A 22,253-nucleotide genomic window follows, 5' to 3' on the forward strand; every position below is an offset into this window, starting at 1 on the left:
GTGCCAAAATAACATAAGCTATTTTGTATTGGTCACTCAGTTCACTGATGCCAAATTTGCTTTCACTTTTAAAAAGTGAAGACAAAAGGTTTGACTAATCATTTCACGAGTGCCCACACAGATTGCATGGTCAAATTGTTAAAGAACAGACTGACTTATCGTTGCTGGCTTAGCGCCTTGCTCCGTGTCAGTGAGGTCGCATTATAGAGACTTCGATCACGTTGGCAAGGGGCTTTTTGAAATAAATCTGTCATTTTAGCTTAAGCGCGCAATTATCGAACAATGACGCACTTTTTGATGCAAATCACACCATGGCTTCGCTATTCTCATCTATATAAATAAGAAAAGGTCACTGTCATGCCATCTTCATTACGTCCCTATAAGGGAATTTACCCGACACATGCTAATAATGTGTACGTTGACGACTCAGCAGTGTTAATCGGCGATATTCTATTAGGGGATGACGCCAGCATTTGGCCTTTGGTTGCCGCGCGTGGCGATGTAAACCACATCCGCATTGGTGCCCGTACCAATGTACAAGATGGCTCGGTGTTGCATGTCACTCGTAAATCAGCGGAGACCCCAAATGGCCACCCGTTAATTATAGGCGATGATGTGACAATCGGTCACAAGGCGATGTTGCATGGTTGTCAGGTGGGGAACCGAGTATTAGTCGGCATGGGAGCAATTTTACTCGATGGCGCTGTTATAGAAGATGATGTAATCATCGGGGCGGGAAGTTTAGTACCTCCAGGAAAGCAACTGGCTAGCGGTTATTTGTATGTCGGCAGCCCAGTCAAACAAGCCCGCCCCCTCAGTGATAAGGAACGGGCTTTCTTGCCAGCTTCCGCCGACAACTATGTCCGGCTGAAAAACGAATATCTTGCCGAGCAATAATCAAGATTACTCAATCTCGATATCCCCACCTTGATTGAACTCTTCATCTTCAATCATCGTTTCTGCCAACTCTTCCAAGTCAAAGCGGTTGGCAGCAAAGACACTAAGGATATCGGCTTCTTCGACCAGCGGCTGCGCCGCTTTTTTCTGAAGCCAGGAAAGGCTTACCCAACAAGTAATTAATGCCCCTGCCTGCTGGGCCGGAAAGTTAACCGCTTGTTTTTCACTGTCCCACAACTGGATATCAGCAAATAATATATCTTGATTCATCTTTATTCCTGCATTGCTCGGCGTAACTCGTTTTTCACCTGCTTGGCTCCCGGGCGAATCCCCCGCCATAGCATAAAGCTCTCAGCGGCCTGGCCAACCAGCATACCCAGGCCATCTAATGTCTTGCCTGCGCCCAGATCTCGGGCCCAATGGTTGAAAGCCGTCGGCTTCGGGCCATATACCATGTCATAACAGGTAACAGCCGGCTTAATTAGTTTATCCGAAATACCAGGGAGCTGGCCGCTAAGTCCCGCAGATGTTGAATTGATGATCACATCAAAGTCTGGTTCTTCCAGCGCTTCCAGTGCCACGGCATCAATATTGCCATACCCTGAAAACAACTCGGCCAACTGCTCGGCCTTGGCCAATGTTCGGTTTGTCACTACCACCTGTTCGGGCTGTTGCGCCAGGATAGGCAAAATCACCCCACGAGCAGCACCACCAGCCCCGATTAAGAGAATGCGTTTACCGGCCAGCTCGACTTGGTTTTGCAGCAGATCCTGTACCAAGCCTTCACCATCGGTGTTATCACCCAGAATGACACCATCATCCAGTTTCTTCAACGTATTCACAGCGCCCGCCAATTTAGCCCGCTCCGTCAGTTGAGAGGCATACTGATAGGCATCTTCTTTAAAGGGAGCAGTAATATTGCAGCCGCGGCCACCTGAGGCAAAGAAGTCATCAGCAGCCGCCTTAAAACCATCAACAGGTGCAAGCTGCGCGGTATACGTCATGGCCTGAGCGGTCTGGCGAGCAAACAAGGTATGAATATAGGGGGATTTACTCTGGGCAATCGGATTGCCGAAAACAACGTACTTATCCATGTGGCTATGCATTCCAAATAAAACAGGGTCGATAAATCGACCCTATCATTGCTATATCACAAGCTCAAACGTTTCGTATCCGGTTACCACTCTCGTGGTTTGAGGTAATGTTGATACAACTCAGCCTCAGGCGTTCCCGGCTCCGGCTCATAGCAATACTCCCAGCGGGCCAGCGGCGGCATGGACATCAAGATAGACTCTGTCCGGCCGCCACTTTGCAAACCAAACAGGGTACCGCGGTCATACACCAGATTAAATTCGACATAACGCCCACGGCGATAGAGCTGAAAGTTACGCTCTCGCTCGCCAAACGGGGTAGGGTGGCGCTTTTCAACGATCGGCAGATACGCATCAATATAACCATTGCCGACAGCCTGCATATAACTAAAGCACTTTTCAAATCCCCATTGGTTGAGATCATCAAAAAACAATCCGCCAACACCGCGGGTTTCATTACGGTGAGGCAGGAAGAAGTATCTGTCACACCATTCTTTATGCTGCTGATACACATCCTCGCCATAAGGGCCGCACAAGGCTTTCGCGGTATCATGCCAGTACTGGCAGTCTTCTTCGAAAGGGTAGAAAGGTGTCAGATCAAAGCCACCGCCAAACCACCACACCGGGGCTTCTCCTTCCTTTTCGGCGATAAAGAAACGGACATTGGCGTGCGAGGTGGGCACATAAGGGTTGTTTGGATGAATAACCAGAGATACCCCCATCGCCTCAAAGCTGCGCCCCGCCAGTTCCGGCCGATGGGCCGTAGCCGATGCCGGCATTTGGTTACCAAACACATGAGAGAAGTTGACGCCGGCCTGCTCAAACACCTGCCCCTGGCGCAATACCCGACTGCGACCACCGCCGCCTTCCTTTCGCTCCCACTGATCCTGTTCGAAAACAGCCGCACCGTCTTGCTGTTCTACAGCCTGACAAATACGGTCCTGCAGATCTAACAGAAACGCCTTTACCGCTTGTTTGCTGACATCTTGCATATTGTTTTTATCCTTGGCGGAAAACTTCCCCTGTCTGGGCGTCACGGATCTCAGAAGGATTTTGCCGTCCTCCTGTCTCCCCTTGTAAAATAGCCGGTAGATACTGGCCTAACTTTTCTTTCACCTCTTCGGCACTGCGTCCCGGCTCCTGTCCTGTCAGGTTAGCACTGGTTGAGGTCAGCGGCTTACCAAACTGACGACATAACTGCTGCACCAGCGGATGATCGGTCACCCGAACGGCTATGGTAGAAAACTGGCCGGTAAGAAAACTCGGTACTCCGGCCTTGGTTGGCATCACCCAGGTGACCGGCCCCGGCCAAGTGGATTGAATCCGCTGCATTTGCTCGGCAGTTAGCTGGCTATCATCAACATAAGGCTTCAACTGCTCATAGTCGGCAGCAATCAAGATCAGCCCTTTTTCGACCGGGCGTTGTTTCAGTGCCAGAAGCTTCTGTACCGCTTGCTCATTATCGGGGTCGCACCCTACACCAAAAACCGCCTCGGTAGGGTAGGCAACAACCTCACCTTGCTGAAGGGCAGCAACTACTTGCGCTAAATTTTCCACATTATCCTCATTATTGATCCCAGCTGACGCCAGATTTAACCATCTGTTTACCTATTTTACCCACTCCAACCTCGCAACTCCATGCTCGTAACATAATGAGACAAAATCACTGACGCAAACGTTTTCCTTCTGAAAAAATCACCGTATAATGCGCGCAAAAGTATTCACGCCTTCATATTATGCAACCCAAAGGAGATAGGGATGAAAGTTGGGATTATCATGGGCTCCAAGTCTGACTGGCCAACCATGCAGCATGCAGCTGAAATGCTAGATCGCTTCAACGTGCCTTATGAAACCAAGGTGGTTTCTGCTCACCGTACTCCACATCTACTTGCCGAATATGCCGAAACAGCCCACGAGCGCGGGATCAAAGTCATTATTGCCGGTGCCGGCGGTGCTGCACATCTTCCCGGCATGACAGCAGCTTTCACTAGCGTACCGGTACTGGGAGTGCCTGTTCAGTCCCGTGCACTCAAAGGAATGGACTCACTACTTTCAATCGTCCAGATGCCAAAAGGCGTCGCAGTCGGTACCCTGGCTATTGGTGATGCCGGTGCGGCGAATGCCGGCCTGTTAGCCGCGCAAATCATTGGCACCCAGGATGCCACAGTGATGGCCGCCGTTGATGCGTTCCGCAAAGAACAAACCGACACGGTGTTGGACAATCCCAATCCAGCAGAGGATGCATAATGAAGGTTTTGGTACTTGGAGCCGGACAACTGGCACGTATGATGGCACTGGCCGGGGCTCCGTTAAATATCGAAGTCTTCGCCTATGATGTCACCAGCGGCCATGTGGTCCACCCGCTGACCCAGCAGTTGATGATGAAAGGGCTGGATACCGCCATCACCTATGCCAATGTCATTACCGCAGAGTTTGAGCATATCCCGCACGATATTCTTGACGCCTGTGCTGCCAGCGGAAAATTTCGACCGACCACCGAGGCTATCAAGGCCGGCGGTGATCGTCGCCTGGAAAAACACCTGCTTGATCGCGCTGGCGTTGCCAATGCAAAGTACCAACTCGTCAACACCCGTGACGATCTGGAGCGTGCCATCGACACGGTCGGACTTCCGATGGTGCTAAAGAGTGCCCTGGGCGGATATGACGGGAAAGGGCAGTGGCGAATAAAGTCTCAGGAAGATGTTGAACCAACCTGGCAAGAGATAAGCAACTTCCTCAAAGAAACCCCTGATCAGGCAATTGTTGCCGAGGAATTCGTCTCGTTTGACCGCGAGGTCTCGCTGATCGGTGCCCGTGGCAAGAACGGCGAGATCGCCATCTATCCACTGACAGAAAATATTCACAGTAACGGTGTCCTCAGCCTGTCGATTGCAAAAGAAGGCAACTGCGAGCTGCAAACCCAGGCTGAAACCATGTTCCGGGCACTGGCCGAGTCGCTCGACTACATCGGGATACTGGCCATTGAGTTCTTTGATGTGGGCGGCAAGCTACTGGTCAATGAAATTGCTCCCCGGGTCCACAACTCCGGTCACTGGACCCAGCAAGGTGCGGAAACCTGCCAGTTCGAGAACCACCTCAGAGCCGTATGCGACATGCCACTAGGCGATACAAGCCTGCTGCGCCCAACAGCGATGGTCAACATCCTCGGCGAAGACACGCTGCCGGATACGGTCATGGATCTACCGCAATGCCATATTCACTGGTATGGCAAGGAAAAGCGCCCAGGGCGAAAAATGGGCCACATCAATGTCTGCGCCAGCTCCACGGCAGATCTGAAAACCACACTGGATGAGCTTGCCGAACAATTAGATCCCGTCGCCTTTCCTGCTGTTCGCTATTAGGCAGCCGGTACACCCCAATACTAAAAAAGCCAGCATCAGCTGGCTTTTTATATCAATAACCGTTTCTTAATCTTGATAGGTGTGACACTTTCTGTCGGCACACTGGTACTTCACACCACTCGCCAGCTTCTTCTCGATCAGCAGGCCAAATCCGCAAGCCTGGCACTGGCCTGCAACCGGCTTGTTATTCACTGCAAAGCGGCAGCCCGGGTATTGATCACAGGCATAAAACAGCTTTCCGTAGCGAGACTTGCGCTCCATAAGGTGCCCCTTGCCACATTGCGGGCAAGTCAGCTTGGTATCCTCAGCCTTTTTCTCAGGCGATTCGATATGCTGACAGTCCGGATATCCCGCACAGCCAATGAACATACCGTACCGCCCTTGGCGAAGCAGCAATTCGTCACCGCAATCCGGGCAGGGTTTGCCCAAGTATTTCACCACATGGCCATCATTGTGGTTCAGCGACTTGATGTAGCCGCACTCGGGATACCCAGAACACCCGAGAAAAGGACCGCGCTTACTATTGCGGATAACCAGCTCCGCCCCACACAGGGGACAGCTCTGCTCCTGCTCCAAAGCATGCTCATGAGCTGAAAACAATTGATCGTTAATTTTACCAGTCATACAACTCTTTATTCGCCAGCCAGAGAGGAGTCAATTAGTGGATATACCCGTCTTCCGCACCGTATAACAGCTCTTCCATCTGGCTATAGGCACTTTCATTGCCAGGTGCATTAAACAGCACCATCAAAATAATCCACTTCAGATCATCTAGGGCAAATTCAGAGGTTTCCAGCTCCATCACCCGGTCAATAACCATCTCACGGGTATCGCCACTCAGTACATGGATCTGCTCAAGATAAGTAAGGAAGCCGCGGCAGGTAATATCCAGCCGAGTCATTTCCTGGGCGGTGTATACACGAATAGAAGTGACAGCACTGTTATTCATGTAAGGGGTGTTCTCGGTGTCTTGCAATGCAGCCAGCTTCTCTAACCATGTCAGAGCTTTATAGATATCGTCCTGATGAAAGCCTGCACGCAGAAGCTCGTCTGAAAGTTCGTCCTGATCAACCAGCAATTCCACATCGCTGTGGATATAGGTTTCAAACAGGTACATAAGGATATCCATCATAACTAGCCCCTCCTCGTTCTGATATAGCCACCGGGCACTGTAGTGACAACACCTTGCAATTCTAATTCCAACAATTGCATCATAACTTCATGTACGGGTTGTTTACAGCGTTCAGCAACTACATCTACGGGTGTTGCTTCATTGCCTACGTTAGCCAACACCGATGAAAATGGCAATTCCTCATTTTCAGGTTGCGGTAACGATGAGTCTAACTGGTTATTTTTCACACACTCCGTCAGCGAACCAACCTCTTCAAAAATATCGACCGGGCTTTCTACCAATTTAGCACCAGATTTAATTAATGCATTACATCCTCGGCTTCCCGGTGAATGAATCGAACCGGGAAGGGCAAAAACTTCCCGTCCTTGCTCCAGTGCGTAACGCGCTGTGATTAATGAACCACTTCTTTCGGCAGCCTCTATCACTAATACGCCAACGGACAACCCGCTGATCACTCGATTACGCCGGGGAAAATTTTGCGGGCGCGGTTTCTCATCCGGCCAGAACTCCGACACCAAGGCGCCTTGCTCGATAATTTTGCCGGCCAACTCCCGGTGGCGGGCAGGGTAAATCTGTTCCAGTCCCGAGCCCAACACCGCAACAGTCGCCCCACCATTTTTTAACGCTCCGTAGTGCGCCAGCCCATCGATGCCAAGCGCCAGACCGCTGGTGACAACATAATTTGCGGCAACCAGCGATGCGGCAAATTCATAGGCCGATTCACGGCCATCAATACTGGCTGAGCGACTGCCAATCACGGCTATCTGGGGTTCGTGCAGCCAATGAGGTTCACCACGAACAAATAATAGGGGAGGGGCCGACGCTATTTCTCTCAGCAATGGCGGATAACCGGGCGAGTCCAGCGTCAAGATAGTATGCCGGTCGCATTCAGCCCACTCCAGACAACGTTCAATACGCTGGTACTGCGGCCGGAGCAGACTGGATACCTGCTTAGGCTTGAACCCGATAGCCTGGAGCTGTTCGGCTGACATCCGGCAAAGCTGCTGCGGCGTTGCATGTTGCAATAACTGACTGATTCGATTCCCACCCAGATACGGTACTGCAGCCAGGGTTAGCCAACTCTCGAGATCATTCATCATAGCGGCGCATCGGTAACAGGCGGCGGCAAAGCCAGTACCGTTGGCACAAAAGGTTCAGTCGCCTTCATGACTACTGCCAGGCTAAAGTGCTCATACGGCCGGATCACCATGGCCTCCCCAAGCCCGATCTTGCTCAATGGATACTGATTGCTGATATAACGGCTGCTTTTGTACTGATACCCGCCTTTCTCACCTTCCACCACAGCGCCGGACCGATACAGACGGAAGACATGGCCCGCCGAGACGTTATCCAGATGGCCGCGATCAATCACAACAACATCCGAGGCGGCAATATAGCTCTGGTTGTCGAAGTGGCCTAACAGCATAGCCCGGATATCCCGTGGCGGCTCGGAGGGAACAAAACTGAGCGAGCCTTGTGTATGGGGCAAAGAAGCTGGCAGCAACACATCATTTTGACGGAGTTCCTGGCGAAGAGACTGGAGACGGACCTGGCTGAGCTCCTCTGTTGTTCCAACGACGGTTACCTTGGCAATTTCTTTCAGCCCCCTGACCGGATCGATATCCTCCCCTTGTGATAGCTGCCGGGTAAAGAGCTTTCCGGGTCGATACACCCACCACTCACCGGGTTCCAACACCGAATCAACCCATATTGTATCGCCGGGTGACATGTAACTCTTTTCCTTGCTGTCTCCCAGCACTCTCGGCAAGCGCTCGACATCGCCCGAGGTCAACAGCCGGTGTTCGGCCAGATAGGGCAGTAACACCGATGCCTGCAAGGTCGTGATCGGCGATCGTTTGATCCGGATACTCGGTGAGAGCCTGACCACCTTTTTCTTTAGCAGGTGCGGCTGGCCATTGCGCCAGACAAGACGCAGCTGATCTCCGGGATAAATCAAATGCGGATTATCAATATAGGAATTGGCCTGCCATAGCTTGGGCCACAACCACGGGTTGGCGAGGAAACGGGCAGAGATATCCCATAAGGTATCGCCTTCTTTGACGGTATATTCCGACGGCGCGCTGGCTATTACCTTCGGTTGAGAAGCATTGGCCCAGCTCGACACCGGCAGGATCAGCCCCCAGAGCAACACAAACAGCCTCACGCATTATCCTCCCGAAACATACACTTATAATCACTATCCATTGAAAAGTGGCACCTCTGGCAGCTGGTGTCTACGGCTGCCAGCAGCAATGGCACTGTTTTTCGGCGCACTTCACTGCCAACAGCCCCGTTTTACACCCGGGCACGCGTGATTGTGCTCCCGGCAGACAGTTTTGCGGAAAGATGAAAGCGCAAGAGTGCCAACATTCGTTGCCAATCAGCAAAACTCGCATCATCTAATCCCGTCAGGTGCTATTATTTGCGCTTTAAAATGACTAGAATTAGAGCAAATAAGCTACGTTAGTTTTCAGCACTGTCTATTTTTACGAGTACCTATGTCTGTATTGCAAGTATTAACATTCCCTGATGAGCGCCTGCGCACCGTCGCCAAGCCTGTTGAAGCCGTAACACCTGAGATCCAAAAAATTGTCGGCGACATGCTGGAAACCATGTACGACGAAGAAGGCATTGGCCTGGCAGCGACTCAGGTTGATATCCATCAGCGTATCGTCGTGATCGATATTTCTGAAGAGCGCAATCAGCCAATGGTACTGATCAATCCTGAGATCACCGAAAAGCGCGGTGAAGACGGAATTGAAGAAGGCTGTCTGTCTGTTCCGGGTGCACGAGCACTTGTGCCGCGTGCCGCGGAAGTATCCGTCAAAGCCCTTGACCGCGACGGCAAAGAATTCACTTTCGACGCTGATGATTTACTCGCTATCTGCGTCCAGCACGAGCTGGATCACCTAGCCGGCAAACTGTTTGTTGACTACCTGTCGCCTCTGAAGCGTCAGCGCATCAAGCAAAAGCTAGAGAAAATTAAGCGTTTCAACGACAAGAACCAATAATCGAGGTTACCTTGAGCAAACCGTTACGTATTGTATTTGCTGGTACCCCAGACTTCGCCGCCCGTCACCTGGCGGCGTTGTTGTCTTCACAGCATGATGTTATTGCCGTCTATACTCAACCGGACCGTCCGGCAGGGCGCGGCAAAAAATTAACCGCCAGCCCGGTCAAGAATATTGCCCTTGAGCACGATATTCCGATTTACCAACCGGCCTCGCTGCGCAATGCCGACGCTCAGCAGGAACTGGCAGCACTCAATGCAGATATCATGGTCGTCGTCGCATATGGCCTGCTGCTGCCAACAGAGGTGCTGGAAACACCGAAGCTGGGTTGTATTAATGTCCACGGGTCTATTTTGCCGCGCTGGCGTGGTGCTGCCCCGATCCAGCGCTCTATCTGGGCCGGCGACACAGAAACCGGTGTCACCATCATGCAGATGGACGAAGGGCTGGATACCGGCGATATGCTAAAAATTGCCACCCTGCCAATCGAGGCAAGCGATACCAGCGCCACTATGTATGAAAAACTGGCCGAGCTGGGTCCGGATGCACTGGTTGACTGTCTGACAGAGATTGCAGCTGGCACCGCCGTCGCCGAAAAGCAAAATGACGAGCAGGCCAACTACGCCAAGAAGCTCAGCAAAGAAGAAGCCAAGATCGACTGGTCGATGGATGCAGCCGCTATTGAGCGCTGTATCCGTGCCTTTAATCCTTGGCCGATGAGCTACTTTGCGGTTGCCGAGCAAAATGTCAAAGTGTGGCGAGCCGAAGTTGAGACCGACAACCAGGGCAAAGCACCTGGCACCATCCTCAGTGCCGACAAGCAAGGCATCCTGGTTGCGACGGGAGAGGGCGCACTGCGTCTTACCGAGCTGCAACCTCCAGGCAAAAAAGCCATGAAGGTGCAAGATTTACTCAACTCGCGCCGTGACTGGTTCGAGCCCGGCACCGTACTGTAATAACCCAAGCCAGTGCTTGCACTGGCTTTTCTTTTCCGCCAACGGAATCGAAACTATTCTGCCGCTAACGTGCCCGCTGAACCATCACGGTATGTTGACGGAAACAACTTCAGGAAATACGAATGAATGTAAGAGCCGCTGCAGCCAAGGTGGTCTATCAGGTTGTTGATCAGGGCCAATCCCTTTCTAACGCTCTGCCTGCTGCCCAGCAAGATATCAGAGAACGTGACCATGCCCTGCTACAGGAAATCTGTTATGGCGTACTGCGCTGGCTTCCTCGCCTGGAATCGGTCACCAACCAGCTGATGGACAAACCACTCAAAGGCAAGCAACGGGTTTTCCATCACCTGATCCTTGTCGGCCTGTACCAGCTCGGCTACATGCGTATTCCGGCCCATGCCGCCGTGGCAGAAACCGTGAATGCGACCAAGAACCTGAAAAAACCTCAACTTCGCGGTTTGATCAATGCCGTCCTGCGCAACTACCAGCGTCAGCAAGACAGCCTTGACGAACAATCACTCAGCCACGATGCCGGCAAATACGGCCATCCTGGCTGGCTGCTTAAACTGTTGAAACAAAGCTACCCGACGCAATTCGAATCGGTCGTTGACGCCAACAACACCAAGGCGCCAATGTGGCTGCGCGTCAACCGCCGTCACCACAGCCGTGATGAATACCGTGAGCTATTGGATGCCGAAGGCATTGCCACCGACCTCCATCCCGAGGCCCAGGATGCCCTTCGACTGCACATCCCTTGTGATGTCAGCAAGCTGCCGGGGTTTGCCGACGGTTGGGTCTCGGTGCAAGATGCAGCGGCCCAGCTATCGGTAGAATACCTGGCCCCGCAAGCCGGCGAGCTGATCCTCGACTGCTGCGCGGCCCCCGGCGGCAAAACGGCCCATATCATGGAGCGCCAGCCCGAAACGCAAGTTGTTGCTATCGACTGCGACGAACAGCGTCTGGCCCGGGTACACGACAACCTGCAACGCCTGAAACTCGATGCCAAGGTTCTATGTGCCGATGCCCGCTACCCGGCGCAATGGTGGCAGGGCGAGCAATTCGACCGCATTTTGCTGGATGCCCCTTGCTCAGCCACCGGGGTGATCCGACGCCACCCGGACATCAAGTGGCTGCGCCGTGCCGATGACATTGAGGCACTGGCCCAACTGCAGGCAGAAATTGTCGATGCCATGTGGCAGCAGCTCAAGCCTGGCGGTACCCTAGTGTATGCGACGTGTTCAATCACCCCGCAGGAAAACAGCGAGCAGGTGAAGGCTTTCCTTGGCCGTACCAGTGATGCAAAGCTCATTGACAGCGACCCGGCCCAACCCGGTCGCCAGATCCTTCCCGGCGAGCACGATATGGACGGTTTTTACTACGCCGTCATACGTAAAGCCCTAATATAAAAAACTAAGTCCTTCGAAATCAGAGGTTATGAATGTAGCCTCTGACAAGAAACGTAGTAATCTAGGCAGAAAGAATCATCAGGCATATGCTATGAAAATTATCATCCTTGGCGCAGGTCAGGTCGGTGGCACACTGGCGGAAAACCTGGTCGGCGAGAATAACGACATCACCATCGTCGACAAAGATCCCGAGCGTCTTCGAGAATTGCAGGACAAGTACGATCTGCGAGTAGTACAAGGTTTTGCCAGCCACCCCCGTACCTTACGGGAAGCCGGTGCGCAGGATGCCGACATGCTGGTTTCGGTCACCAACTCCGACGAAACCAATATGATTGCCTGCCAGATAGCCTTCACCCTGTTTAACACCCCGAACCGGGTCGCACGTATTCGCTCTCCGGAATACCTGAAAGAAAAAGAACACCTCTTCCAGTCCGATGCCGTGCCCGTCGATCACCTCATCGCTCCGGAAGAACTGGTCACCGGCTATATCGAACGCTTGATCGAATACCCGGGCGCCCTGCAGGTCGTCGGCTTTGCCGAAGACAAAGTCGGCCTGGTTGCCGTCAAGGCCTACTATGGCGGTCCGCTGGTCGGGAATGCCCTATCGGCCCTGCGCGAACATATGCCGCATGTCGATACCCGTGTCGCCGCCATTTTCCGCCAGGGACGACCAATCCGCCCGCGTGGGACTACCATTATCGAAGCCGATGACGAGGTCTTCTTCGTTGCAGCCAGCAACCATATCCGCTCGGTAATGAGTGAGCTGCAGCGACTGGAGAAGCCCTACAAGCGCCTGATGATCGTCGGCGGGGGTAACATCGGTGCCGGTCTGGCCCGCCGCCTGGAGCAGACCTACAGCGTCAAGCTGATCGAGCGTAATCCGGAGCGGGCAGAAAACTTGTCCGAGATGCTGGAAAATACCATAGTCTTCTGTGGTGACGCCTCGGATCAGGAACTGCTGAGTGAAGAGCATATCGAGCAAATCGATGTCTTCATTGCCGTGACCAATGACGACGAAGCCAACATTATGTCGGCGATGCTGGCCAAGCGGATGGGGGCCAAGAAAGTCATGGTGCTGATCCAGCGCGGGGCCTATGTCGATCTGGTACAGGGCGGTACCATCGATATTGCCATCTCGCCGCAGCAGGCAACCATCTCGGCACTCCTTACCCATGTGCGCAAAGCCGATATTGTCAACGTCTCGTCGCTACGCCGCGGTGCGGCAGAAGCCATCGAGGCCATTGCCCACGGTGACTCGAGCACCTCGAAAGTGGTCGGCAAGGCTATCGGCGATATCAAACTGCCACCGGGCACGACCATTGGTGCCGTGGTTCGTGGTGACGAAGTTCTGATCGCCCACGACCGAACCGTTATCGAGCAAGATGATCACGTTGTGATGTTCCTGGTCGACAAGAAATATATCCCAGACGTAGAACGCCTGTTCCAACCTAGTCCGTTCTTCCTGTAAAAAATTATGGTCAATTACCGTCCCATTTTATTTGTTATAGGGCTGGTCTTATCCAAGATCGCCCTATTCATGTATGTACCCACTCTGGTGGCCTTCTTTACCGGCACCGGTGGTTTCATCGACTTTGCTACTGCCGTCCTGCTCACCCACTCGGTGGCTTTCCTGTGCCTGACGTTTGGTCGTACGGCTGAGTTCAAATTGGGGGTCAGGGAGATGTTCCTGATCACCACCTTTGTGTGGACCATTGCCAGCGCCTTCGCCGCACTGCCGTTTGTGTTCATCAACCATATCAGCTTTACCGATGCCTATTTCGAGACCATGTCGGGGATCACCACCACCGGGTCCACCGTACTCAGCGGACTCGACACGATGGCCCCGAGTATTCTGCTGTGGCGTTCCACCCTGCAGTGGCTTGGCGGGATCGGGTTTATCGTCATGGGTGTTGCCATCCTGCCGATGCTCAACGTCGGTGGTATGCGGCTGTTCCAGACCGAGTCGTCAGACTGGTCAGATAAAAGCTCGCCGCGAACCAAGAGCGTGGCCAAGAATATCGTCAACGTCTACCTGATCCTGACCGGACTTTGCGTGATTGGCTACCAGCTCACCGGGATGAATACCTTCGATGCCATTAACCACGCTTTTACCACCTTGTCGACCGGCGGCTACTCGACCTCTGACGGCTCGATGAACCACTTTTCCAACAGCGCCCACTGGGTCGCGATCGTGTTCATGTTTGCCGGAGGCCTGCCGTTTTTGTTGTTTGTCCAGGCATTGCGCAAGAAAGAACCGACGGCCTTACTGAGCGATGCCCAGGTGCGCGGCTTTACCCTGCTGGTGTTCTCCGCCGGGCTGGCCGTCGCCCTGTGGCTGACCTGGCAGCTCGATTACCGTTTTATCGATGCCTTCAGGGTGTCGCTGTTTAATATTATCTCGGTCGTAACCACGACCGGCTTCGGACTGGAAGACTTTACCGCCTGGGGCCCGTTCCCGACGATTATTTTTGCCTTCGTCATGCTGGTAGGCGGCTGCTCCGGCTCGACGGCCGGCGGGGTCAAAATCTTCCGTTTCCAGGTGGCCTTTGCCCTGCTGCGCAAGCAGATGATGCAGCTGATCCATCCGTCCGGCGTCTTTATCCAGCGCTATAACGGCCGACCGGTCACAGACGGTATCGTCCGCTCAGTGGTGGCCTTCGCCTTAACCTTCATCATTACCATTGTGATTGTTGCCGCAATCCTTGGCATGATGGGGCTCGATGCTATCACCAGTATTACCGGGGCTGTAACCGCCGTCGCCAATGTCGGACCGGGAATGGGAGAGGTCATTGGCCCGACCGGCAATTTTGCAACCTTGCCGGATATGGCCAAATGGACCCTGAGCTTTGGCATGTTGATGGGAAGACTGGAGATCCTGACCGTACTGGTGGTCTTCTTCCCGGCCTTCTGGCGTAACTAGTTACCCGCAGAAACCAATTACCTGTAGAAACCAAAAGAGAGCCTGAGGCTCTCTTTTTCTATCGGCTGTATGCGCCCTAGACTGGTGTCACATAATAATAGACGGCCAAAAAGTGGCACACCGTTCCGCCCAGCACAAACACATGCCAAATCGCATGGTTATAGGGCAGGCGGTCATTAACATAAAAGATAACTCCCAGCGAATAGATCACCCCGCCGAGTCCCAGCAGCACCAACCCGCCTGTCGATAGTGACAGCGCCAGCGGGTAGACCGCCACCAGCGCCAGCCATCCCATCACCAGATAGGTTGCCAGCGACAGGCGCTTGAACCGGTAGACAAAGGCTATCTTCAGCACAATACCAGCCAATGCAATGGCCCAGATCACGGTCATCAGGCCAATAGCCAGCGGGGTGCGCAGCGAGATCAGCAGGAAAGGGGTATAGGTACCGGCGATCAGCAAATAAATCGCGCAGTGATCAAAGGTTTTAAGCGCGCGCTTGGCTCGCTCAAACGGGATGGCGTGATACAGCGTCGATGCCAGGTAGAGCAAAATCATACTGCCACCATAGATGCTCAGGCTGGTAATGCTCAGCGCATCCGCATTGGCCTCGATAGCCTGGTTGAGCAGCAATACCAGGCCCACGATGCCAAAAATCATGCCCAAGCCATGGCTCACGCTGTTTGCCACTTCTTCTGCCACAGAATATCCGGGGTCTGACGCCATACTCTTAGCCATCCACTGTTGTCCTTACTAGAGTTAAAACTCAATAGATAGCTAGTATGGCACAGTTTAGCTTACAGGTGTAAGCTGAAATTCCAATTCAGTCCCGGCCTGACGCAAGCCGCCCGGATTCGCCCCAGCGTTCTTGTCAGGTCGTCTGATCAAGATAGTCGAGTATCAGCTCTCCCGCCTGTTGCGGACAGGTCGTGGCCGGTACATGGTATTGCCGCTTAAGCTCGCCACGACCGAGGAAGCCAGACAACATACCGGACAAACCATTCAGTCGCCGATCGACCTCGAACCATAGCTGCAGGCCGTCGCTGTCGCGGTAGGCAACGACTTCCAGCTCTCGCCAGCGGCCGTGAAACGGGCCGGACACCGGCACAAACTCAAACTCCTGGACAAAAGGCAGCTCAAAGCCATCAGCCGCCTCGCACTCGACCTGCCGGATCCGCAGGCCGGCTTGCTCCAGCGCGGTAAACACACCGTCCATCAAGGGATCCGGGCGAACCGTCAAGATATCTTTATCCTTGGGATCGAATGCCAGCGGAATATCCAGATGGGTTTCCAGCCAGACCTTGGCATCACCGATGGTAATAGGGGTATTCAACGGCAGTGCCAGTTCGGCGTCGAACAGGCGTTCCTCGCCGGCTTCGATGGTAAACGCCTCGGGCAGAGACCAGGTTGCCAGCGTGCAGGTCTGGCTGACTTTCTCGGTGCGGTGCTGGCTGTCGCCCCGGCTTGATGCTACTTCTTCTTCATAGCGGCAGCACAGGAACAAATGGATATTACTGACCGCCTGCGCAGTCTCTCCACCATGAACATGGATAGACACAGGCAGGGTTTCTCCGGGGATCAACACATCACGCTGCAAAACAGTATCGACTTTCGCCGCCCCGATCCCAAGGCTGGCGAGACTTTTACGAAACAAAGACATAACGACTCCTCACTCCTGTAGCAAGCTATGAAACAGGTTTATAGTGCAGCGAATAGCATTATGCTGCAAGGAGTAACCGGAGATAAAACCAGGAACAAAAAGCGGAGCCTGGGCTCCGCTTCAAAAAGTCACTCGGTTTATTTCAGCTTATTTCAGCAATTCGATCGTTGCCTGACGGGCAGCCTCGGGATCCCGGGCCATAATGCCGTCCACGATCCGTTGATGGATGTCCAGCTTGAGAACCCGGTCACGGGTAATGATCCTAAAATAGCTTTCAAAAACCGCCTTGAACAAATTGCCGAACGGGCTGATAAAGTGGTTGCCCGAGGCAAAATAAATCAGCTGATGATATCGGGTATCGACTTCAATCCATTTTTCCTGATCAAACGTCTCGCCCAGTTTATACATCTCATCCATTAGCGACTGCAGTTCTTCACGATCCTCATCGCTGGCATGAATGGCCGTTAGTGCCGCCGCCTCCGGTTCCAGGGTCATACGAACCTGCTGGAATTCATTTACCAGTTCCGTGTGATGATCGAAGCTCAGCCAGGCAAGCAAATCCTGATCCAAATAGTTCCAGTTTTTTTTCGGCAGCACCCGGGTGCCGATCCGTGGGCGGGGAAGTACCATCCCCTTGGCCGCCAGCATTTTGATCGCTTCGCGTACTGCTGTCCGGCTCACGCCATACATTTCGCCCAATTCCACTTCTCCCGGCAAAATATCACCAGGAACCGTTTCTCCACGTAAAATCCGCTGGCCAATCGACTCTGCCAGTTTATAAGATAAATTACGGTTGGTGACCAACCGCTGCTGTTCCCGTTCCATTCAGTCCCTCCCGGGCTATTTTTTATAATAGTTGCCAGCTACGCGCATTAGACCACAAAGCTCCTGCCGAGAAACAGCTTATCTTCACAGATGCCGATTCAACTAACATTTTATTGCTTTAGACCCGCCGAATGCGGCCTGAAGCGCAATTTTTATTGGTTACTTTTCGCTCGACATCACAATCGCTTACTGCTATTCTCCCGGCGAAAAATATACAACCAGACCAATATCTCCGCACAGGATCGGTTTTGCCAGCAAGAATAACGGCGGAGATATTTCGATTAATTTGGCCACGGATGCGCCTGACAATAGGTGAACCATGCGTCCAGCATCTCCCGTCAGGTATGTAAGTACCCCTCGTAGTCCCTCTCGTTTGCGTGCAACCTCCCATGCGCCGACATTCAAGGCCAGGAAAGCGCCACAGCATGTCGCCGAGGTCCATACAATAACGACTGCAGAGCCCGTCATTGCCCAGCAATGTGCTGATAACGAGCAGGCAGCATAGACTCACTGCGTTCAATACCAAAGACAGCCCTCTGCGGCTGTCTTTTCTTTTGGTGCCGGTGTCGCATCCCGTTTGTATCGTTGCCGGGTTTGGGGTAATTTACCCCCAATAAAAATATGATTATAGAATCAAAATAGATTCACTCGGCCTAACTTGTGGAGAAAGAAATGAAAACCCATCGCGTCAACGAACTGATTGAACTATTGCATCCTGAATGGCAGAAAGAACCGGCTCTCAACCTGGTCGAGTTTCTGCTCAAGCTGGCTGAGGAAGCAAAATACGAAGGCAAGCTGGAAGCGCTTACCGATGATGTGCTGATTTACCACCTGAAAATGCGCAACAGTGACAAGCAGGAAATGATCCCGGGCATCGCCAAAGACTGCGAAGACGATTTTAAAACCGCCATCCTGCGCGCACGCGGCATCATCAAGTAACCGCGACGGTTAACCCCAATCTTTCCCGATGGCCGAGCCTGATGCTCCAGCGTTCGGCCATCAGCCCCCTTCTGTTATACCCCACCAGCGCCCTATCTGTATCTGTTTCTCAAACTATGACCTTGTTAGAGTTATAACAAAATCGTCTGTAATATAATCAGCTGATAACATCTGTTCGCTAATTACAACATTATCGGTCAGGCAATGTACCTGCCGACGCCCCTAGCTATATTTAAAAATATGGGGTAACCCAAGGAAAGTAATGTCATGAACCATGAGAAAATCAAAATAAAGGATGTCACACCGCAACAATTCAACCCCAAAACCCACAAAGGCACCTCCGATCGCTTCAATCCGGGTAATCGAATCTATGTCCGGGCCGTAAAGGGGATCTATCAGAAGCTACGCCAGAAAATGGGCTGGCTGCTGATGATCCTGTTTATGGGCATCCCCTGGATCCCCTATGGCGATCGCCAGGCTATCTTGCTGGATATCGGCCAGCAGCAGTTTAACTTCTTCGGCACCACCCTGTGGCCACAGGATCTCACCCTGCTGGCAACCCTGTTTATGATCGCGGCCTTCGCCCTGTTTTTTGTAACCACCTTTTTGGGCCGGGTCTGGTGTGGCTATTTCTGTCCGCAAACCGTCTGGACCTTCATCTACATCTGGTTCGAGGAAAAACTTGAAGGGCCGGCCAACAAAAGGCGCAAGCAGGACAGCATGAAGCCAACTGGCAAGCTACTGGGCAGAAAAGTCCTCAAGCATGCCGCCTGGCTGGCAGTAGCCCTTGCCACCGGCCTGACCTTTGTCGGCTACTTTTTCCCGGTCAAAACACTGGTGGTTGATTTCTTTACCTTCAATGCCAGCTTCTGGGCAGGTTTCTGGGTACTGTTTTTTACGGTCTGTACCTATGCCAATGCCGGCTGGATGCGCTCAATTGTCTGCATCCACATGTGTCCGTACGCCCGCTTCCAGTCGGCGATGTTCGACAAGGACACCTATATTGTCGGCTATGACACCGATCGCGGCGAAGCCCGCGGCCCCCGCTCGCGCAAGAAAGATCCCAAGGAGCTGGGACTCGGTGACTGTATCGACTGTAACCTGTGCGTCCAGGTGTGCCCGACCGGCATTGATATCCGTGACGGACTGCAATACGAGTGCATCAACTGCGGCGCCTGCGTCGATGCCTGTGATGAGACCATGGACCGCATGGGTTACGAAAAGCGCCTGATCAGCTATACCACCGAGCACAAACTTGAAGGGCACACAACCCATGTTATGCGACCGAAGCTCATCGGCTACGGCGCGGTGATGATCGCCATGGTCGGGTTGTTCTTCTTCCTGCTGGCCTCGGTACAGCCAATGGGACTGGACGTGATCCGCGATCGCAACCAGCTGTTCAGAGTCAACACCGAAGGATTGGTTGAAAACACCTATACCCTGAAGATCCTCAACAAAACCCAGCAGCAGGCCGTCTACACCCTGAGCGTCAAGGGCATTGAAGAGATTGAATGGTACGGTCAGCAGCAGGTAACTGTCGAAGCCGGTGAAGTCTTCACCCTGCCGGTCAGCCTGGGGGTTGACCCCTACCTGTTGCAGTCGCCGATTGCCGATATCACCTTTATCATGGAGCGGGGAGAGGGTGAGGATAAAATAGAACTTCAGACCGAAAGCCGCTTTATCGGAGAGTTACGCTAACCTCTAGCAAAGTAAAGCAAAGTTATGTAAAGAAGGGCCGCTGACGGCCCTTTTTTATTATGATGCTATCCCCAAGTAATTCTCGCCGGAGCGAGCATCTTGAAGTCGCTTGGGTATATACTGACAGGCTCTGATACTGGCTGCGGAATTTTTCATATGACACAACAAGATGGTTTTAGCTTTTCTGATTTGACCCCCGAGCTGCTGCTCGATGCACTCGACAGTGTCGGAGTCCGTGCTGAGTCAGGCCTGCTTCCCCTAAATAGCTATGAAAACCGGGTCTACCAGTTCAGTGCCGAAGACGGTGCCCGCTACGTTGCCAAGTTCTACCGTCCGCAGCGCTGGAGCAATGAGCAAATCCAGGAAGAGCATGACTTTACCCATGAACTGCTCGAGCAGGAGATACCGGTTGCCGCGCCAATCGCCTTTGAAGGCCATACCCTGCAGCATTTCGGTGAGCACCGCCTGGCGCTCTTTCCCAGCATGGGCGGACGCCAGTTCGAGGTCGATAACTTTGACCAGCTGGAATGGGTCGGGCACTACCTCGGCCGCATTCACCAGGTAGGCCGGCGACAGCCTTTTGTGCACCGTCCGACCATCGGGCTGGATGAATACCTTCATCAGCCACGACAGCTTCTTGAACAGGCCGATTTCATCCCCGACCACCTGAAGACAGTTTTCTTTGCCGATCTCGATCTGCTTATTCGAGAGCTGGAGCAGCACTGGCATACCGACTGGCAGTCACTGCGCCTGCACGGCGACTGCCACCCCGGCAATATCCTCTGGCGTGACGGTCCGTTATTTGTCGACCTGGACGACGCCCGCAACGGCCCTGCCATACAGGATCTCTGGATGATGCTCAACGGCGATCACCATGACCAGCTCGCCCAGCTCGATACTATACTGGAGGCGTACAGCGAGTTTGCGGACTTCAATCAGAAAGAATTGCAACTAATTGAGCCTTTGCGCGGTCTTAGAATGGTGCACTATATGGCTTGGCTCGCCAAACGCTGGCAGGATCCGGCCTTCCCCCGTGCCTTCCCCTGGTTTGCCGATAACAAATACTGGGAAGGACAGGTGTTGGCGTTCAAAGAACAACTCGCCGCTTTAAACGAACCACCATTGCAGCTGATGCCGCAGTGGTAAGAAAACGAAAACACAAATGGAACAATAACCTTGGTTATTTCAGTCCTTTTTAAGGGAGTACCTCGCAACATGTTTAAGAAACTACTCGCGCTGGCAAGCGTCGCTTTACTGTCTTTCTCTGTTCAGGCAGCTAAATTCACAGAAGGTGATTACTACAAAGTGCTGGATCTGCCGCAGTCCACCAGCCCGGTTGTCACTGAGTATTTCTCATTTTTCTGTCCGCACTGTAATAGCTTTGAGCCAATGATCCAGCAGCTGAAGAAAACCCTGCCGGACAATGCCAAACTGCAGAAAAACCATGTCTCTTTCATGGGTGGCTCCATGGGGCCATCAATGAGCAAGGCCTATGCCACTTCCGTGGTCCTTAATGTCGAGGACAAAATGGTGCCGGTCCTGTTCAACCGTGTCCATGGGATGCAAAAACCACCTCGCAATGACCAAGAACTACGCCAAATCTTCATCGACGAGGGGATCAGTGCCGATGACTTCGACGGTGCCTTCAACAGCTTTGCCGTCAACTCTATGGTTAACCGTGCCAACAAAGCCTTCCAGGACAGCGGCCTGACCGGTGTACCAGCCGTTATCGTCAACAACAAGTACCTGGTACAGACAGGCAAAGTTAAATCGGCCGACGAGTACTTCGAGCTGGTTAACTTCCTATTGAAAAAATAACCCGTTACACTTGAAAAGAAGGGCCGCTTGGCCCTTCTTTTTTTTTGGAGACCAGGGAAGAGCGCGTGGAAAAAATCCTGATCAGTGCCTGCCTGTACGGCCATGCCGTACGGTATGACGGTAACGACAACCTCGTTACCCATCCGCTTCTTGATGAGTGGAAAAAACAGGGGCGGTTTGTCGTCCTCTGCCCCGAGATCAGCGGCGGTCTGCCGACACCGCGACCACCCGCCGAAATCCAGACCGACGGCAACGTCGCCACCATCACCGGCGATGATGTGACAGCCGCATTTCATGCCGGTGCCCAGGCAGCCGTTGCACTTTGCCGGCAGCACAATATCCAACTTGCGCTGCTGAAGGAAAACAGCCCTTCCTGCGGCAGTCACTTTATCTATAATGGCCAGTTTGACGGCACCAAGGTCACCGGACAGGGGCTGGCAGCGGCGGCCCTCACCGCACACGGCATCAAAGTATTTAGCGAATATCAGCTTGACGAACTAGCATTCGCCCTCAACAGCCTCGAAGATAAAACCTAAATAA

25 protein-coding genes are annotated in these 22,253 nt (G+C 53.0%); 13 read left to right on the forward strand and 12 right to left on the reverse strand.

Features of this window, described 5'->3' with window-relative positions:
• Positions 1-357 precede the first annotated feature (357 nt).
• Positions 358-897, forward strand: a complete 540-nt coding sequence (locus EIZ48_RS22390) for a gamma carbonic anhydrase family protein (RefSeq protein ID WP_160656559.1) — start codon at positions 358-360, stop codon at positions 895-897.
• Between the two features lie 6 nt (positions 898-903).
• Here EIZ48_RS22390 and EIZ48_RS22395 read toward each other — a convergent pair whose 3' ends face one another.
• The 4 genes from EIZ48_RS22395 to tsaC all read right to left on the reverse strand — a co-directional run bounded on the left by EIZ48_RS22395 (position 904) and on the right by tsaC (position 3,545).
• Positions 904-1,167, reverse strand: coding sequence for a DUF1488 family protein (locus EIZ48_RS22395; RefSeq protein ID WP_160656562.1), 264 nt, complete (start codon positions 1,165-1,167; stop codon positions 904-906).
• A 2-nt stretch (positions 1,168-1,169) separates the two neighbouring features.
• Entirely contained in the window at positions 1,170-2,003 is an 834-nt protein-coding gene (aroE, locus tag EIZ48_RS22400) for a shikimate dehydrogenase (RefSeq protein ID WP_192928693.1), read from the reverse strand.
• A gap of 71 nt (positions 2,004-2,074) precedes the next feature.
• Positions 2,075-2,980 (reverse strand): oxygen-dependent coproporphyrinogen oxidase, encoded by a 906-nt coding sequence (hemF, locus tag EIZ48_RS22405; RefSeq protein WP_160656568.1) that lies wholly within the window; start codon positions 2,978-2,980, stop codon positions 2,075-2,077.
• A gap of 7 nt (positions 2,981-2,987) precedes the next feature.
• Positions 2,988-3,545: an L-threonylcarbamoyladenylate synthase type 1 TsaC gene (tsaC, locus tag EIZ48_RS22410; RefSeq protein WP_160656570.1), complete on the reverse strand. Its 558-nt coding sequence runs from the start codon at positions 3,543-3,545 to the stop codon at positions 2,988-2,990.
• 201 nt (positions 3,546-3,746) lie between these two features.
• Between tsaC and purE the strand changes: the two genes are divergently transcribed.
• Positions 3,747-4,235, forward strand: a complete 489-nt coding sequence (gene purE, locus EIZ48_RS22415) for a 5-(carboxyamino)imidazole ribonucleotide mutase (protein ID WP_075761980.1) — start codon at positions 3,747-3,749, stop codon at positions 4,233-4,235.
• Positions 4,235-5,350, forward strand: coding sequence for a 5-(carboxyamino)imidazole ribonucleotide synthase (locus tag EIZ48_RS22420; protein ID WP_160656572.1), 1,116 nt, complete (start codon positions 4,235-4,237; stop codon positions 5,348-5,350). Before purE ends, EIZ48_RS22420 begins: the two co-directional genes overlap by 1 nt.
• Positions 5,351-5,416: 66 nt before the next feature.
• On the opposite strand, the gene EIZ48_RS22425 is transcribed toward EIZ48_RS22420, so the two are convergent.
• The 4 genes from EIZ48_RS22425 to EIZ48_RS22440 are packed head-to-tail and all read right to left on the reverse strand — an operon-like array spanning position 5,417 to position 8,646.
• Positions 5,417-5,974 carry a DNA topoisomerase family protein gene (locus EIZ48_RS22425; RefSeq protein ID WP_160656574.1) on the reverse strand — a complete coding sequence of 186 codons (558 nt, stop codon included), beginning with the start codon at positions 5,972-5,974 and terminating at the stop codon, positions 5,417-5,419.
• A gap of 34 nt (positions 5,975-6,008) precedes the next feature.
• A complete protein-coding gene (locus tag EIZ48_RS22430) occupies positions 6,009-6,482 on the reverse strand; it encodes a DUF494 family protein (RefSeq protein WP_160656576.1) in 474 nt (157 codons plus the stop codon).
• Positions 6,483-6,484: 2 nt separating this feature from the next.
• Positions 6,485-7,582, reverse strand: coding sequence for a DNA-processing protein DprA (gene dprA, locus EIZ48_RS22435; RefSeq protein ID WP_160656578.1), 1,098 nt, complete (start codon positions 7,580-7,582; stop codon positions 6,485-6,487).
• Positions 7,579-8,646 (reverse strand): LysM peptidoglycan-binding domain-containing protein, encoded by a 1,068-nt coding sequence (locus EIZ48_RS22440; RefSeq protein ID WP_160656580.1) that lies wholly within the window; start codon positions 8,644-8,646, stop codon positions 7,579-7,581. The genes dprA and EIZ48_RS22440 overlap by 4 nt, the downstream gene beginning before the upstream one ends.
• Positions 8,647-8,980: 334 nt before the next feature.
• On the opposite strand from EIZ48_RS22440, the gene def reads away from it, so the two are divergent.
• The 5 genes from def to EIZ48_RS22465 all read left to right on the forward strand — a co-directional run bounded on the left by def (position 8,981) and on the right by EIZ48_RS22465 (position 14,775).
• Positions 8,981-9,493, forward strand: coding sequence for a peptide deformylase (gene def / locus EIZ48_RS22445; protein ID WP_160656582.1), 513 nt, complete (start codon positions 8,981-8,983; stop codon positions 9,491-9,493).
• An 11-nt stretch (positions 9,494-9,504) separates the two neighbouring features.
• The gene (gene fmt / locus EIZ48_RS22450) at positions 9,505-10,449 is read left to right on the forward strand and encodes a methionyl-tRNA formyltransferase (RefSeq protein WP_160656584.1); all 945 of its coding nucleotides are present in this window, start codon (positions 9,505-9,507) and stop codon (positions 10,447-10,449) included.
• A 116-nt stretch (positions 10,450-10,565) separates the two neighbouring features.
• A complete protein-coding gene (gene rsmB / locus EIZ48_RS22455; RefSeq protein ID WP_338046942.1) occupies positions 10,566-11,855 on the forward strand; it encodes a 16S rRNA (cytosine(967)-C(5))-methyltransferase RsmB in 1,290 nt (429 codons plus the stop codon).
• A gap of 91 nt (positions 11,856-11,946) precedes the next feature.
• Positions 11,947-13,323 carry a Trk system potassium transporter TrkA gene (gene trkA, locus EIZ48_RS22460; RefSeq protein WP_075761989.1) on the forward strand — a complete coding sequence of 459 codons (1,377 nt, stop codon included), beginning with the start codon at positions 11,947-11,949 and terminating at the stop codon, positions 13,321-13,323.
• 6 nt (positions 13,324-13,329) lie between these two features.
• Entirely contained in the window at positions 13,330-14,775 is a 1,446-nt protein-coding gene (locus tag EIZ48_RS22465) for a TrkH family potassium uptake protein (protein WP_160656588.1), read from the forward strand.
• A 76-nt stretch (positions 14,776-14,851) separates the two neighbouring features.
• On the opposite strand, the gene trhA is transcribed toward EIZ48_RS22465, so the two are convergent.
• The 4 genes from trhA to EIZ48_RS22485 form a co-directional block, all read right to left on the reverse strand.
• Positions 14,852-15,511 carry a PAQR family membrane homeostasis protein TrhA gene (gene trhA, locus EIZ48_RS22470; RefSeq protein ID WP_160656590.1) on the reverse strand — a complete coding sequence of 220 codons (660 nt, stop codon included), beginning with the start codon at positions 15,509-15,511 and terminating at the stop codon, positions 14,852-14,854.
• A gap of 133 nt (positions 15,512-15,644) precedes the next feature.
• A complete protein-coding gene (locus EIZ48_RS22475) occupies positions 15,645-16,433 on the reverse strand; it encodes a sporulation protein (protein WP_160656592.1) in 789 nt (262 codons plus the stop codon).
• A gap of 147 nt (positions 16,434-16,580) precedes the next feature.
• Positions 16,581-17,258: a FadR/GntR family transcriptional regulator gene (locus EIZ48_RS22480; protein ID WP_160656594.1), complete on the reverse strand. Its 678-nt coding sequence runs from the start codon at positions 17,256-17,258 to the stop codon at positions 16,581-16,583.
• Positions 17,259-17,450: 192 nt separating this feature from the next.
• Complete coding sequence (locus EIZ48_RS22485; RefSeq protein ID WP_160656597.1) at positions 17,451-17,726, reverse strand: hypothetical protein; 276 nt, start codon at positions 17,724-17,726, stop codon at positions 17,451-17,453.
• 204 nt (positions 17,727-17,930) lie between these two features.
• On the opposite strand from EIZ48_RS22485, the gene EIZ48_RS22490 reads away from it, so the two are divergent.
• From EIZ48_RS22490 to EIZ48_RS22510, 5 genes are all read left to right on the forward strand, one after another.
• Complete coding sequence (locus tag EIZ48_RS22490; RefSeq protein WP_160656600.1) at positions 17,931-18,197, forward strand: YihD family protein; 267 nt, start codon at positions 17,931-17,933, stop codon at positions 18,195-18,197.
• Between the two features lie 267 nt (positions 18,198-18,464).
• A complete protein-coding gene (ccoG, locus tag EIZ48_RS22495) occupies positions 18,465-19,895 on the forward strand; it encodes a cytochrome c oxidase accessory protein CcoG (RefSeq protein WP_160656603.1) in 1,431 nt (476 codons plus the stop codon).
• Between the two features lie 156 nt (positions 19,896-20,051).
• Complete coding sequence (locus EIZ48_RS22500; protein ID WP_160656606.1) at positions 20,052-21,041, forward strand: serine/threonine protein kinase; 990 nt, start codon at positions 20,052-20,054, stop codon at positions 21,039-21,041.
• Positions 21,042-21,110: 69 nt separating this feature from the next.
• Positions 21,111-21,713 (forward strand): thiol:disulfide interchange protein DsbA/DsbL, encoded by a 603-nt coding sequence (locus tag EIZ48_RS22505; protein WP_160656609.1) that lies wholly within the window; start codon positions 21,111-21,113, stop codon positions 21,711-21,713.
• 65 nt (positions 21,714-21,778) lie between these two features.
• Entirely contained in the window at positions 21,779-22,249 is a 471-nt protein-coding gene (locus EIZ48_RS22510; protein ID WP_160656612.1) for a 2-thiouracil desulfurase family protein, read from the forward strand.
• Positions 22,250-22,253 lie beyond the last annotated feature (4 nt).

It is taken from the genome of Photobacterium alginatilyticum (genome assembly GCF_009910675.1).
In the GTDB taxonomy this organism is placed as follows: Bacteria; Pseudomonadota; Gammaproteobacteria; order Enterobacterales; family Vibrionaceae; genus Photobacterium; species Photobacterium alginatilyticum.

Coding starts and splice junctions, on each gene's coding strand:
- trhA (WP_160656590.1), bottom strand. CDS start 15,511: ATGGCTAAGAGTATGGCGTCAGACCCCGGATATTCTGTGGCAGAAGAA.
- dprA (WP_160656578.1), bottom strand. CDS start 7,582: ATGATGAATGATCTCGAGAGTTGGCTAACCCTGGCTGCAGTACCGTAT.
- ccoG (WP_160656603.1), top strand. CDS start 18,465: ATGAACCATGAGAAAATCAAAATAAAGGATGTCACACCGCAACAATTC.
- EIZ48_RS22480 (WP_160656594.1), bottom strand. CDS start 17,258: ATGGAACGGGAACAGCAGCGGTTGGTCACCAACCGTAATTTATCTTAT.
- EIZ48_RS22420 (WP_160656572.1), top strand. CDS start 4,235: ATGAAGGTTTTGGTACTTGGAGCCGGACAACTGGCACGTATGATGGCA.
- aroE (WP_192928693.1), bottom strand. CDS start 2,003: ATGCATAGCCACATGGATAAGTACGTTGTTTTCGGCAATCCGATTGCC.
- purE (WP_075761980.1), top strand. CDS start 3,747: ATGAAAGTTGGGATTATCATGGGCTCCAAGTCTGACTGGCCAACCATG.
- EIZ48_RS22430 (WP_160656576.1), bottom strand. CDS start 6,482: ATGATGGATATCCTTATGTACCTGTTTGAAACCTATATCCACAGCGAT.
- EIZ48_RS22490 (WP_160656600.1), top strand. CDS start 17,931: ATGAAAACCCATCGCGTCAACGAACTGATTGAACTATTGCATCCTGAA.
- EIZ48_RS22485 (WP_160656597.1), bottom strand. CDS start 17,726: ATGACGGGCTCTGCAGTCGTTATTGTATGGACCTCGGCGACATGCTGT.
- EIZ48_RS22395 (WP_160656562.1), bottom strand. CDS start 1,167: ATGAATCAAGATATATTATTTGCTGATATCCAGTTGTGGGACAGTGAA.
- EIZ48_RS22505 (WP_160656609.1), top strand. CDS start 21,111: ATGTTTAAGAAACTACTCGCGCTGGCAAGCGTCGCTTTACTGTCTTTC.
- EIZ48_RS22390 (WP_160656559.1), top strand. CDS start 358: ATGCCATCTTCATTACGTCCCTATAAGGGAATTTACCCGACACATGCT.
- def (WP_160656582.1), top strand. CDS start 8,981: ATGTCTGTATTGCAAGTATTAACATTCCCTGATGAGCGCCTGCGCACC.
- trkA (WP_075761989.1), top strand. CDS start 11,947: ATGAAAATTATCATCCTTGGCGCAGGTCAGGTCGGTGGCACACTGGCG.
- hemF (WP_160656568.1), bottom strand. CDS start 2,980: ATGCAAGATGTCAGCAAACAAGCGGTAAAGGCGTTTCTGTTAGATCTG.
- EIZ48_RS22425 (WP_160656574.1), bottom strand. CDS start 5,974: ATGACTGGTAAAATTAACGATCAATTGTTTTCAGCTCATGAGCATGCT.
- EIZ48_RS22500 (WP_160656606.1), top strand. CDS start 20,052: ATGACACAACAAGATGGTTTTAGCTTTTCTGATTTGACCCCCGAGCTG.
- EIZ48_RS22475 (WP_160656592.1), bottom strand. CDS start 16,433: ATGTCTTTGTTTCGTAAAAGTCTCGCCAGCCTTGGGATCGGGGCGGCG.
- EIZ48_RS22465 (WP_160656588.1), top strand. CDS start 13,330: ATGGTCAATTACCGTCCCATTTTATTTGTTATAGGGCTGGTCTTATCC.